General features: G+C 64.5%; 11 protein-coding genes. 4 read left to right on the forward strand and 7 right to left on the reverse strand.

All coding sequences use genetic code 11. The features are described 5' to 3' along the window. Positions 1-1,327: 1,327 nt before the first annotated feature. Positions 1,328-2,662, reverse strand: coding sequence for a hypothetical protein (locus tag ACNAVT_RS03775; RefSeq protein ID WP_416292775.1), 1,335 nt, complete (start codon positions 2,660-2,662; stop codon positions 1,328-1,330). Between the two features lie 104 nt (positions 2,663-2,766). Continuing rightward, on the reverse strand, positions 2,767-3,966 hold the full coding sequence (locus tag ACNAVT_RS03780) for an MrcB family domain-containing protein (protein WP_416292777.1): 1,200 nt from the start codon (positions 3,964-3,966) through the stop codon (positions 2,767-2,769). A gap of 174 nt (positions 3,967-4,140) precedes the next feature. Here ACNAVT_RS03780 and ACNAVT_RS03785 point away from each other — a divergent pair, with 174 nt between their 5' ends. Together ACNAVT_RS03785 and ACNAVT_RS03790 are read left to right on the forward strand one after the other, a co-directional pair. Then, a complete protein-coding gene (locus ACNAVT_RS03785) occupies positions 4,141-5,394 on the forward strand; it encodes a DNA cytosine methyltransferase (RefSeq protein ID WP_416292779.1) in 1,254 nt (417 codons plus the stop codon). A 386-nt stretch (positions 5,395-5,780) separates the two neighbouring features. Further along, on the forward strand, positions 5,781-6,179 hold the full coding sequence (locus tag ACNAVT_RS03790; RefSeq protein WP_416292781.1) for a very short patch repair endonuclease: 399 nt from the start codon (positions 5,781-5,783) through the stop codon (positions 6,177-6,179). 338 nt (positions 6,180-6,517) lie between these two features. Here ACNAVT_RS03790 and ACNAVT_RS03795 read toward each other — a convergent pair whose 3' ends face one another. Beyond that, positions 6,518-7,432 carry an Eco29kI family restriction endonuclease gene (locus tag ACNAVT_RS03795; protein WP_416292782.1) on the reverse strand — a complete coding sequence of 305 codons (915 nt, stop codon included), beginning with the start codon at positions 7,430-7,432 and terminating at the stop codon, positions 6,518-6,520. Positions 7,433-7,772: 340 nt separating this feature from the next. Continuing rightward, entirely contained in the window at positions 7,773-8,315 is a 543-nt protein-coding gene (locus ACNAVT_RS03800; RefSeq protein ID WP_416292784.1) for a hypothetical protein, read from the reverse strand. A 1,139-nt stretch (positions 8,316-9,454) separates the two neighbouring features. Between ACNAVT_RS03800 and ACNAVT_RS03805 the strand changes: the two genes are divergently transcribed. Next, the gene (locus ACNAVT_RS03805; protein ID WP_416292786.1) at positions 9,455-9,712 is read left to right on the forward strand and encodes a hypothetical protein; all 258 of its coding nucleotides are present in this window, start codon (positions 9,455-9,457) and stop codon (positions 9,710-9,712) included. 19 nt (positions 9,713-9,731) lie between these two features. On the opposite strand, the gene ACNAVT_RS03810 is transcribed toward ACNAVT_RS03805, so the two are convergent. From ACNAVT_RS03810 to ACNAVT_RS03820, 3 genes are all read right to left on the reverse strand, one after another. Next, on the reverse strand, positions 9,732-10,073 hold the full coding sequence (locus ACNAVT_RS03810; RefSeq protein WP_416292788.1) for a hypothetical protein: 342 nt from the start codon (positions 10,071-10,073) through the stop codon (positions 9,732-9,734). Between the two features lie 321 nt (positions 10,074-10,394). Beyond that, entirely contained in the window at positions 10,395-11,150 is a 756-nt protein-coding gene (locus ACNAVT_RS03815; protein WP_416292790.1) for a glycosyltransferase family 2 protein, read from the reverse strand. Further along, the gene (locus ACNAVT_RS03820) at positions 11,147-11,938 is read right to left on the reverse strand and encodes a GntR family transcriptional regulator (RefSeq protein WP_416292792.1); all 792 of its coding nucleotides are present in this window, start codon (positions 11,936-11,938) and stop codon (positions 11,147-11,149) included. Before ACNAVT_RS03820 ends, ACNAVT_RS03815 begins: the two co-directional genes overlap by 4 nt. 153 nt (positions 11,939-12,091) lie before the next feature. Between ACNAVT_RS03820 and ACNAVT_RS03825 the strand changes: the two genes are divergently transcribed. Continuing rightward, entirely contained in the window at positions 12,092-12,412 is a 321-nt protein-coding gene (locus tag ACNAVT_RS03825; protein ID WP_416292794.1) for a hypothetical protein, read from the forward strand. Positions 12,413-12,625 lie beyond the last annotated feature (213 nt).

Below are 12,625 nucleotides of genomic sequence, written 5' to 3' on the forward strand. Positions count from 1 at the left end.
GCACGCTCCGAGTCTCGTCCATGCCAGTCGTCATCTGTGTGTCGCCGTTCGGCGCGGTTGCTAATGCGCTGTCGGCAGCCGTTCCGCCGGCGACCCAAGCCAACCCCGCCGGGTGGCAGATCTACGCTGTCGATTGGTGCCGGAGCGAGCCGCACTGTCTCGGCACGTACCCGGTGCACCTCTTCCGCTGCGGTTATAAATCAATTGAATTAGAGCCTGCTAGGCCTGGCGAACAGTTCCGTAGACAGATTCGCCGCCCTTCTTTTACGATGTTTCCCATGCCGAGGACGAACACGAGACGGAAGTCGAGCGCGACACGTACATCGAGATTTGTCTCGTCCCGTCGGGCCTTGGCCTCACGCGTGGCGGCAAACGTGGCCAATGAGGTGACCAAACTCGCTGCCGGCCTGACCGCTCCGCCTACACCTATGCAACTCGTCCTTGCCGCCGTCGTTGCAGTTCTGACTGCGGGGATCACAATGGTTGTAGAAACTGCGCCTTCAAAAAAAACGCCAATACTACAAATCAATCAGATATGAGGGTTCTGCTTAGCCCAACTATCCCCGCTCGCGTTGCCGGACGGCGAGCCGCTCCAGCGCGGCCTGGTGGGCGCGTCGGTTCTTGCGCCAGTACCGGACGCGCCCCCACCGCAGCAGCCTCAGACGTGGATCGTGCCGCAGCCTGTGGCCCTGGTCGGCGTCCCCACCACCCGCCGTCAAGCCAGCGGCCGTAGCGCCAGGCGGTGAATCGGGACTTGAACCCTGTACCCCCTTGGTAGGCCGTGGATCATGTCCAAATGGTCGGATCGGCCTGCTGACCTGGGCGGCGTCTCTCGTTGCCTTACAGCGGTTGACAGCCCTTCTCGTAGTCATTTGTGCCCGCCTTGTGCCAGATGGTCTTGCCGAGGCCATCCTGGCTATTGCCGCCCAGATCGTTACCGGGCAGGCTCTCGGCCATGACGCACGAGGACCGGTTGCAGCGGATGATCGAGGAGCTCCGACGGATGCGGGAGCAGTGCGAACCCAAATCCAACCAGAATCCTCGGTACCTCCGGTACTCCAACGCCGTGTCGGCGCTGCGATGGATCATTGACGACCTAGCGAAGGAGCGGGCGGATCAGCCGGCAGCGCCTGACGGCGTTTCGGCGAGCTAGAGCGCTTTGTCCCGAACGCGGGCAGGGGGCGTCGTTGGATGCCAATCGATGCCGGCCTGCGCCGGAGAGCAAGGCTTTCTACCGCCTTGCATTGTCCACTACCGCCCTGCGCTGATTCTCTCGCTGCCTCCGCGCCGCTTCTCGAGCATCAGATCAGGATCCGGTGGACCGGTATCACGCCCAGGTCCGATGCTCTTCCTTGAAGCAAGGCCAAGGCCGCACATCCCTTATGCCGCCGTCCAGAGTTAGCGCAACCTGCCTGACCCAGGAGGGTATATCTATCAGCTCCAGTGCCAAATGCAGGAAGGCATCGGGGTTGAGCGTTGTGAAGTTGATCTGACGCCCTGCGTTTCGCGCTACCCGAAGTAGCGGCTTCGAGAAGTCTTCGCTGCCGTCGAGGCGCTGCAGCCATTGCGCGTCGACTCCAACGTCCGACAGCGCTCCGAGGATCGCGTCCGGCGACAGAAGCACGTAGAAGAACATGGCGTCGGCGGTAAGGCTCGCCGCTACGTCGGGCGTGACTGGGTAGATAGCCCAGGGCGGGTAAGCCGGAGCTCGCGCAACCCTGTCCAGGCTACAGAACGTAAGCGAGTGATCCGCCGAACGGATGCCGGTTTTTCGCCGATACCGCTCGACCTGTCGTGCCAGCGTTTGGTTAAAGCTGTCCGGGCTGTAGCGGTTCGGTGCTGTGTACAGGCTGCAGGCCAAGAGCGCCCTCCCGTACGGCAGCCGCGCGCCTTGAATGCCTTGGCGCTCGTGAGCAAGCCACAGGACCTCACGCAGGGCCGTCAAATTTGTCTTGTACGGGACCTCGGTGCAGACGGGGAAGTAGCCGCCAGGAAGCGCTCCTCCGTCAGCCAGCGCTCGCGATGTGTCGATCACCAGTTTGTCCTGCTTCCTGACACGGTAGCGTTGGTTCGTCTTGATCTCTTGGAGGAGAACGCTGCCGTCTCGCTGGAAGATGCTGACGTCGGCAATACGAAGTGCGGAGGTCAGGTCGTGGTGCAGCACGAACTCTCCCCGGTCGCGCCACGCCTCATCGACAAACCTGCGCTCCGTGTCGAGGCCGGTCTTCCCGAACATCGGGCCTGCCGGCTCGCCTCGGGACAGTGCGACGATGATGCGCCGGTCGAACGAGAAGGCCCTCCAGGCGAGGGCGTCGCCGACTGACTTGAGCTGCCGCCAGACCCGCTCGAGCACCTCCTCTTCCAGCAGCCATGATTCCGGGTTGAGGGGCTCGGAAGCTATGCCTAGCTCTGGGGCGCCGGCCGGGATCTTCTGTCCACGTCGCAGCCGTGTGATCACCCGACGTACTTGGGCACGATGCTCCTCGACTCCAAGGACTATCTCGAAGAGTCGCTGCTGAAAGTCGTAGAGATCGTCGTGCCGGCATGAGCGCAGGTCCCCGATAAGGTCGGTCAGTGTTCGGCGTGCCCACTCATGCTTCGGATGCGTGAGGATCAGGTCGATCTCATGTCCGGCAGCGCGGTCTAGGAGTGTCTTCCGCATCGTCTCCCCGCAGTCAGATTGAAGCATTGACCGGACTTGCCGTGCGCGCAACCTCGATCCATCGCGAGGTCGGTGATGCTGGTTTGGGTACCGAGCTCCTGCGGCTAGCTCGGCCCGGAGGGGCGGTAGGCGTACTCGGTGGGGACTAGGTCGTCTGGCCGGATGACCCAGGGCCTGAGCCACCGGCCTACGCCCTCCGAGGCGATCACACCGTTGTCGTGCCTGATCCGGATCTCGGATGCGATGTACAGGGCGTGTTCTGCGTGACACCTTGTTACACCTTGCGTGTGACGAACCTCGTTAGGGGTGAGCACCACCTCCTCGCCGCGTGACTGGGTGCCCTTTACCTCGACGTGCAACGTCCGCCCATCTGGATGCCGGCAGTCCAGGTCGTAGCCGCGGTTGTAGGCTCCGACCCGGTTGACCTCCCAGCCCCACTTGCGCAGGTCGGCTTCGGCCAGGTCCTCAGCGCGGACCTCAATCGCCTTGCGGATCACGGGGTCGAGTAGGCGGCCTTGCCGCAGGCGGGCAACGCCTTGGCCCGCTCTGTTGACCACATCTTGCGGAGCACGTTCAGCCGGGTCCGCCAATCGCGAGAGGTCCAGGGCGACCGGTTCGCGGTAGAGGTGGGCAAGCAGCGGCAGCATCTCGATGAGATCCTGGAACAGGCCTTCACCCGACGGCAATTGCCGGCTGTTGTAGCAGCGAGCCAGGACAGTACCTGCTTCGTAATTGTGGATTCGTCTGCGACTCTCCGAACCGACAGACGTCAACTCGCCGGCGGCCAGATCAACCATGTCGATGTTCGCCGCGTCGACTGACGCACCTGCCATGCTTCGCAGTGAGGTACGCGCCTCCGCTGAACGTGAGGCGATCAAGTGGCGATCCATAGCCGGCCGACGCTTCCCGGCGCGAAACTCACTCGTTCCCTGCATTAGAGACAGGTAGACCCGCGAGCCGTCAGTCGCGAACAGATACACCAGGTAGAAGCCCTCCTGGGCAGTTGGAGCCCAGCGCCTGGAGAAGATGCGCACCCAGGGGACGGGACCGTAACTGCCGCGGCGGCCTCCGCCGTCGACGTCCAGGTCTAGATGCTCAAGATCAAGCGAAGCGGTAGCCAAGGAGACCAGGACCTTGAGGCAATCAACGATCTCCCTGGTCGCGACGTCTCTGGCACGCATCGCAGGCGAGCTGTCGCGCGAGTATCGGTCGGCCAGATCCAAGACCTCAAGGAGCAGCTGCCGTAGGCGGTGCTCATGCTCACGCAGCTCCAAGCCGGCGAGAGGTTCGTGCGGGAGAGGCATGGCCGAGAGCATAGAGATCCTTCGCAGCGGTCAGGATCCCACGATCCTCGCGCACCACGCCGGCTGCCTGGCACTGTCCCCAGCCTGGGACCGCCAGACTCATGACGGGGGCGTTCTTCGATGACACGCACATACGATCGAGTACTTGATCAGAGTCCGCGGTATTGTTCTCGCATGACGAGCCGCAAGAAGCCCACCGCCAAGGCCGACCCGGGTGTGGGTACCAGCATCGAACTGTTCACCGGCGGTGGCGGCTTGGCCCTGGCGATGCATGAGGCTGGATTCCGTCACCTCCTAGCGGTTGAGCTGGAGCGCCGGGCGTGCGGCACGCTACGGCTGAACGGCGCGGTGGACTACGAAGAGGGATCCCCCCTCCCGAAGTCGGTGGGTGACCGTTGGCCGCTGCGGCCGGTCGATGTGCGGGAAGTGAAGTTCGACCGATGGCTCGGAGAGGTCGACGTGGTGGCCGGTGGAGTGCCCTGTCAGCCGTGGAGCCTCGGGGGTGCTCACAAGGGCTTCGATGATCCCCGCAACCTGTGGCCCGAGCTGTTCCGGTGTGTGCGGGAGACCCGGCCGCGGGCGATTGTGGCGGAGAACGTCAAGGGTCTGCTGCGGCCGTCGTTCAAGCCGTACTACGACCACATCATCCGGGAACTGTCGGCCCCCTTCGAGCAACGAATCGAGGGTGAGGACTGGCGCGACCACGACAAGCGCCTCGTCAAAGCGCTCCGAGCTCACGACGCCGACCTGACCGAGCGGTACGACGTCAAGTACAAGCTGGTCAACGCGGCGGACTACGGCGTTCCGCAAGTGCGGTGGCGAGTGTTTGTCGTGGCCTTCCGCAAGGATCTCGGGCTCGCTGATTGGGAGTTCCCCGAGCCGACGCACTCAGAGCTTGCGCTGAAGCACGCCCAGGACAATGGCGACTACTGGGAGGAACACGGCGTCTCGGTGCGGGAGGATTTGTTGCCGGAGGTTCTGCCGCTGCCTGATGGCAAGCCGCGCTGGCGGACCTTGCGAGACGCGATCTGGCCGGCGTCGCCTGAATCGCGCGCCCTGCGCCTTCCGGAGCCTGTAGGTGACTACCTGGAGCACCCCGATTGGCTGCACCACGTCGGCTGGCCGGGCGCTCGCCAGTACCCGGGCCACACTCCCAATGACTTGGACCGCCCGGCCAAGACGGTCAAGGCGGGTGTTCATGGCGTGCCGGGTGGTGAGAGCGTCATGCGTCTCGATGACGGGTCGATCCGCTACATGACGGTCCGGGAGACCGCCCGGGTGATGACCTTCCGGGACGACTGGCGGCTTGACGGCCCACGCGGCGAGCAGATGCGCCAGCTCGGCAACGCCGTTCCGGTGCAGCTCGGACGGGTGATGGCTGATTCGGTGGCAAGGGCGTTGCAGCGGGTCAGCAACGAGCAGGCATAGGCGACAATCATTCTATGGCCACTCAGTGGCGGGACGCCCCGCCGACGGACTCGGCGTGGAAGCCGGTCAAGGGCATGTCAGCCAGTGAACGGGCCGAGGAGCAGGACCAGGCAGCAGGCGGGCGAACGAACAGGTTCCTGCCAGGTACGTCCGGCCGAACAGTCTTAGCCTCCATCTATCTGCGGCTGCCGCCTAAGTCTCGGCGCGTGTACGCGTACCTGCGCTGGCCTGAAGGGCGGAAGACGCGCGAGCGGTACGTGTGCCAGGTCAGCTGCGATACTCGGGAGGCCAATCTCCGAGAGGCATGGCGCCAAGCCCTCAGCGTCGGACTGGCTTCGCTACAGCGACCAAAGAAGTCGGCGGAGTCCTGGGCCTCGTCCCCGGCTGTGCGGAGCGTCATGCGGGCGAACCGCTCCCGGGATACCCGTCCCGAGATGGCCCTCCGCTCGGCCGTGCACGCGCTCGGGCTGCGCTACCGGGTCGACCGCCAACCGCTGGCCGGACTGCGGCGAAAAGCCGATCTAGTCTTCGCCGGCCCGCGCGTCGCCGTCTTCGTCGACGGCTGCTTCTGGCACGGCTGCCCTCAGCACTACCGGCCATCCAGGCGCAACAGTGACTTTTGGTCGAGCAAGATCGAGGGCAACCGCGACCGAGACGCGCAGACGGACGAGAAGCTCGCCGCCGCAGGTTGGACCGTAATCCGGGTATGGGAACACGATGACACGCAGCAAGCGGCCAGCCGCATCGCCCAAGCCGTGCTGGCTGTGCGCGCCGGCCCGGCATAGCGGGCCGGGGCACCAGAGAGGCTCCGCCTCGGACCGCCGAGCAGGCCAGTTGAGGTGGACAAACAGCTTGTGGCCCAACCCCGGGCCAAGCTCACGCAGGGACCCGCAGCCCGATCTTGGCCGGCCGCCGCCACCCGCTGCGCCGATGTCCGGCCGCCGTGGCGACCGGTTGTGCCACCCAAAGTGGCTGGTCAGAACCCATGTCTGCAAAATGTGGAGCGGGCAACACAACGTTACGCCCGCTCAAAAACTTGACACAAACGTCGAGAATCTGACGACCAAGGATCTAGACGGGTGAGACAACAGGGAAGATCAGTAGGCGCCGGTCCCGTTCACCGTCACATGAGCCGGCCATCGGTATCCAACTCCATAGCGAGCTGCTCAGCGACCAGCGTGTTCCGCTCGGCAGTCGCCTCTGGATCCTCCGCAGGATCGAGTTCGTTGTCCACTACCCGGTGCTCAGGGATCTCAAGGCCGAGCCGCGCCATCTCGGAGAGGAATCGAGCTTGGTCCTGCACCACAACCCTGGGTCCACGCTCGCGGCTCTTCTTGGGGCGCCAGATCGGTCGTCTCTGGTATGCCTCCAGCGCTTCGATAGCCGCAGTCCGCTCCTCTCCCTCTTCGAGGATCGATGCGGCGACGGCTAGACGGACCCGCTCACGCATCTCCTCTAGCGTGAACCGGCGATTGCAAAGTCGTCCGGCACGAGGTCGACCTGGGTGGATGGTGTCCCAGATGGACCGGGCGTTCTGGCGGTCAGAGCCTGGGGCATTCGCACCAAACCCGGGCATTACGGTGTTCCAGAGAACCGGCCGGTACTCGCGGAGAAGCGCCCGTTCGGCGAGGACAATCCAAGCATCGTCGAGCGGTAGGTAGCGGACCTTGAAGTCGGTGACGTTCAGTGTTTGGCTTGCCTCCGCGACGGAGTCGGCATGCTTCTTGATCCGGTTGACGAGTTGGAAGCCATCCGGACTGGCGGGCTCTCCATAGCTGGAGTTTCCGGCCTCGGCCTTACCGACGTAGATCGGGACCTTGCGCTCGGTCGTCTTGAGAGGCGCGTAGAGATCGAAGTCTCCGAAGTAGTAGACGGCGTAGACGCCGGCGCCTACGAAGTCATGGGGAGGGAAGTCGTCCAGGTCGGTGGTCCACTCCAAGCGCAGGCGCAACACCTCCTGGAGGTTCCTGAGCGCCAACGGGTCGAACACCTCGACCTGTCGAGCCTGATCACGCCTCGTCGGGCGCCTACGCGTCATGAGGGGAGGATAGTGGCAGGTGATCAATCGGCGCTTCCCCGGCAACGGCAATCTGGCGACTGCCCAATGAGGCTGAGGGTGCCACGGCGTTGCCTGCTGCCAGCGGTTGCTACCCCGTGTCGCTAGCACGGCAACCGCACTGCCTGCTGTCGTGACGCGTCCCCTGTGGGCGATCGGTCGCTGCTTCCGTGGCGGCGCTTCGATTGGGAGCAGGTCTCCGGGCCACCCGGGCAGCGATGCCGGACCGGGCCGTCCGCTGCCGCTGGTCCTGGCCTCCTGCGCGTGGTCGCTAACGACCAGACACTAAGCGGCTGGTTAGGCGGGCTCGCGTCGAGAGCAGCTAAATTTCCGCTGATTTTTTCGAATCGATATTGGAGTACATTTTCTCGAGAAGCCGTTCGGCCTTTTCGGTGGCATAGGTCAGGTCGAGAACATCGAGCTCGTCGAGATCACCGTGGACGATGGCATTCCTTGCGCGTAGGGCCAGGTCGAACCCAATTTGCTCCTCGCGATCCCAAACTCCTAGGGTCGACATGAGAGTCCACACATCACGGAGAGATAGATGCATCTTATACGGCTTGCCTACCGAATCTCGCACCTCGATTGCCTCCGCAGCTCGCTCCATAGATGCGAAAGTGCGGATAAGTCGGAACGCCGTTCGCTCTTTGTTGTCGCTTGACGCGATCGATTCCGGGTGCTTTAGGAGATTGATTATCGCGCCTGCCAGAGTCACGGTTGCCGCCGCGATACTAGCCCCGATAAGCGCAGATGCTGTTCCGCTTAGCTTCCATGAATCCGTCACCAGATTCGCCACCAAGGGAACTGCCACAACAGAAAGTACTGCGGCGGCAACGACCGTGAGGCGGACGACTCTACTGCTCACTTGACCCTCCTCATCGCGAGAAACAAGATGCAAGCGACGGCCAGGGCGGCGACTACACTAAAGGAAGCTACCTGGATCACGCTGTGCAGATAGCCGCCCATTACACCGGTTGCACCCGAGAAGATCGAACTACCTGCCAGAGCGTACGGCTCCCAAGGGCTTCGTCTTCTGACCTGTAGCGCTACCTTCTTGTCTAGGGCCTCTTGAGCGCGTATGACTGCAGACTCGGTGATTTCCGTGTTAGCAGCCCCGGGGGCACGCTCTGACGCTTCCTGATTGGCGCTCTCGATTGCCAATTTCTCGGCATACGATTGGATGGCCTTTGCTAAGGCGGCTTGAGCGGGCGGATACGCTCCGTCCAAAAGGACCCGGACGGGGATAACGACTCCAGAACCTTCCGGCACGGCAGAGCGTGGTACGACGATGTTGTCTCCAGTCAGCTGCAGCCCTACTGAACTACTCGACATGGCGCTCCTCACCGACTACGGAGTCGCGGTCACTATATCCATCATCGCCCAAATCCCATATATGACAAATCGGTTGCCGGCGAGCGCGACGTCGCTCCATGTCATCCCGTCTGCCATCGACCCGCCCTCCTGGGGAGCGGGCCGCCGCCCGGCCCGCCACGTCAAGCGGACCTTGACGGCTCGTACGGACGCTGGCGGGTCGGGCTGTGGTCTGCTCGGCTCGCCCGGGTCGATGGCAGGCGGGATGGCCCACCGCAACCACCCACGGACCGTGACCCGCCGGCGTAGCCCGGCCATCCTGGAGCCGGAGCGCCCCCGCCGGAGGCGCCCTAACCGCAACCCCGCGGCTGCCGCCAGGTCGCCGACGCGGCCGCCGTGCGTTCCCCTACGCCGCGCGGGCTCGTGGCCGCGAGGCCCGGCCTGCTGCCGGCCCACCACCCCATCGACCAACGGTCTGTCGTACTGCGGCGGCCCTCCGGGCTTTCCCGCTTTCCGCGCCAGCCGCCGGGCATCAGGCGTGACGGCCGCAGAGCGACAGCGGCAGCGGCCGGCGCGCGCCCAGGCGGCGGCGCGTGCGGCCCGTCAAGGGCCGCCTTGAAGACGTACAGAAACTTTGAACAACTTCGCCGACAGCCGGCCTGGTCGAACACGTGTACGAGTAGGCTCCTGTCGGTGGAGGTACTCGGTCGCTACTGGAACGGGTCGTGGGGTCGCATGGCCCGGCGGGACGTCTGGCTGCTGTCCGACCGCCAGCTCTGGCGAGTCCGTGGCCGCATCGGTGGCGATGAAGGGCAGGAGGTGTCGTACGACTTCCCGGACGAAGCATCCGCCCGATCGATGGTCGACCGCATGATGAAGACCTCGGCCGGTGCCTGGCGGGATCTCACGGAGGCGGTCCGGCAGGAGTCCAACCGTCGGCAGACTCAGTAGCTAGCTAGGCGGGTAGCGTTCAACCGCAGGTGTCCGGCCGGACGTGCACACCGCACCACGGCGGCAGGTCGGCTGCCCACACCCGCCAGCCGCCGGCGTCTCGCCGAGTCTCGAACCGCCACGGGTGGGCTGTGCCACTGAGGTTGATCTGTTCGTTCCACCAGATCGGGTGCACCTGGGCGGTCACCGTAGCGCGGTCGTCGCCCTGGTCCTCGACGTCAATCGGCCCGACCGTCTCCAGCTTCGACGGAACCTTGCCACGTTGCATCTCGCCGCGGTACTGGCGCCACTGCCGCAGCAGCTCGTCATGATGCCTGGCCGCCAGCACCCGCGACAGGCCGATCTCCACACCGCTGCTCATCTGGAGCACGTAGACGGTGACGGCCGCGTCTGGGGTCGCCTCGCCTCGCTCTGCCTCAGCTTGCTTCCGGACGGCCCAGGACACGGGCACAGCCACGATCCCGGCGCACAGCACAGCGACAACCGAGAGCACGACCCACGGCCAGTGGCGCGGTGACCGAACCAGCGATCTTCCGGGCGCGGTTCTGCGTCCTGGTAGAGCTAGCTCCTGCGCCGGTCCCATGCCCCGCAACTTAGGGCCTGTGTCGATCTTTGGCTATCCGGGCGGGTGGTACATGTGACTGCGGCCTATCCGACTTGCTGAGGGCATGAGCCCGCACGTTCAGACGGTTGGCTTGTGGAACAGATTCCGCAGCGCGACCGCTCGGGATTCGATGAGGTGCATGCGAAGCTGCCATTCCTCGGTGGCTGTCCAGTCGGCTTGTGCCGTGATCTGGCCGGAGTGCTTCCGGTACAGCAGTCCCGCTTCGGCGATGAAGGACCCCTCAGTGATCACTGAAGCCGCAAGCAACAGCCCGGTGTCTTCGCCCCCGGGCAACGCCATCCAGCCGCCGAGGGCAAGCGCCAGCTCACGCCGAATACACAGGGTCGCCGGATGTACGGACAGCCGGTAGCCGTTCTGCTGGAAATAGCCCAGCACATCGTCTCGCCGCAGCGTCCCGCCGGGCGGGTCCGCGTGCTGCCATCCGACGGTCGTTCCGTCGGGCATCAGGTCGAGAACGCTCGACGTCGTCCATCCGATGTCAGGTTGGCTGGTCAACGCCTCGATCTCGCGGGCCAACGCGCCGGGGGTGAGCTGGTCGTCGGCGTCGAGAACGCGTAGTAGTGAACCGCTGCTACGCGCCATAGCCATGTTCCGGGCGACGGCTGGACCACCCGGCTTTCCTGTTCCGACGAGCACGCGCGGGTCACGGGGTAGCGCAGCTTCCACCGCACCGCTGCGGCCGTCTTCCTGGACCAGCCATTGCCAGTCCCACCCGTCCGGCAACTCCTGCAACCGCAGGGATTCGTATGAGTCCGCGAGGTACGGGATGCTGGGAGCGTGCACCGGTGTGATGACTGAGATGAGGCCGCTCACTCAGACCACCGAGCCAGCTTGGTTGTGTAGACGAACTCGGTTCGGTCACCGGGAAGCACGACGTTCGATACTTCGACCACGCGGTCGTTTGTGTCGATGGAGATCTTTCGAAGGATGAGCACTGACACGCCGGGTGGCAGGCTCAATGCCTCCGCTTCCTCTGGTCCTGGAGGGCGGGCGGTGATCTCGTCGACGATCCGGTCCAGTTCGATGCCGATGGTGAATAGTTGGTGCTGAGTTCCGCCCGGCCAGGGCTCGTTGTGGGCGTCGAGCAACGCGGGATTTTCCGCAACCACGTCGTAAACCATGTATGAGGTGTTGAGGCTGAGCGGGGCGTTCTCCCGGCGCGACCCGGTCCGGTAGATGCGCTGAAGCATCTTCGCGCCCACCGGGACACCGAAGGTCCGCGCCAGCTCGGCGCTCGCGGGCACTGTGTGATACTCCGCCTCGAACTCCAAGTCCTGCATGGTCAGGCCGGTGTCGCGCTCCGTCGCACCGGTTCGGCGCCGCTGGGACTCTGGCAGCTGCGCGCGGTCCTTCTCCCACTGGTACCGATCGGGCGAGCGTCGTACGGGCTGACGTGGCGCTCGAACGAACGTGCCTCGCCCGTGCAGGCGGTCAACCAACCCTTCGGCTTCCAAGGTGTCCAGGGCTTGGCGGACAACCGGCAGGCTCACGTTGTACTCAGCCTTCAGCGCCTGCTCGTTCGGCAGCTTGGTGCCCGGCTGAAGTTCCCCGGAGTGGATCTTTCCTCGCCAGTCTGCGGCGATCCGCTCCCACTTGGCCACGTCTCAACCCTCCCTCACATCACTCACCAGTTTAGGTCTTCATGAAGTCTTGACGCAGCGCGCGGCGTCACCTTACGGTGTGCATGTCTTCATGAAGACATGAAGACACCGGAGTGCACCGATGTCCGGTGCCCCACATGACAGGAGACAGGCGTGAAGCTGTACGTGATCACCGAGGGCAAGCAGCTCCAGGCGACGAAGGACCCGGCGCCGAAGAACGACCCGAACGGCAATCAGAAGACGGAGAAGGGAACGGGCCGGCCCATGTGGTCAACCCAGGTCTTCGTTCTCGACAACACCGGTGGCGAGATCATCACCATCACTACGGCGGGTGAGAAGCCGGACGTGACGGTGGGTCAGCTCGTCGCTGTCGAGCAGTTGGAGGCCATTCCGTGGGCGACCAACGGGCGCAACGGCGTCGCGTTCCGTGCCAGTTCGCTGAAGCCGAAGACGGGTACGTCGGCGGCCAAGTAGGTCCCGCTCGCAGTGCTGTGCCTGTCACTGGTGTCGACAGCATCCGAAGCGGCTGAAGTCCGCTGACCCATCCAACTGAACACGCAGTCCGGGAGTGGTTCCGACTCCTACGCTCCCGGCCTGGTGACCACGACCGGTGGTCACGCCCCGTAGAGCTGGCGCGGGGTCGGTCCGACTCCTACATCGCCGACCCCGTGCCCTCCAACTCATCCA

This window comes from Micromonospora sp. SL4-19 (genome assembly GCF_047921475.1).
Lineage (GTDB): Bacteria > Actinomycetota > Actinomycetes > Mycobacteriales > Micromonosporaceae > Micromonospora.

Bases quoted from the DNA above. Each gene is read 5' to 3' on its own strand.
- ACNAVT_RS03775 (WP_416292775.1), bottom strand. From the start codon at position 2,662: ATGCGGAAGACACTCCTAGACCGCGCTGCCGGACATGAGATCGACCTG.
- ACNAVT_RS03785 (WP_416292779.1), top strand. From the start codon at position 4,141: ATGACGAGCCGCAAGAAGCCCACCGCCAAGGCCGACCCGGGTGTGGGT.
- ACNAVT_RS03780 (WP_416292777.1), bottom strand. From the start codon at position 3,966: ATGCCTCTCCCGCACGAACCTCTCGCCGGCTTGGAGCTGCGTGAGCAT.
- ACNAVT_RS03810 (WP_416292788.1), bottom strand. From the start codon at position 10,073: ATGAGCAGCGGTGTGGAGATCGGCCTGTCGCGGGTGCTGGCGGCCAGG.
- ACNAVT_RS03795 (WP_416292782.1), bottom strand. From the start codon at position 7,432: ATGACGCGTAGGCGCCCGACGAGGCGTGATCAGGCTCGACAGGTCGAG.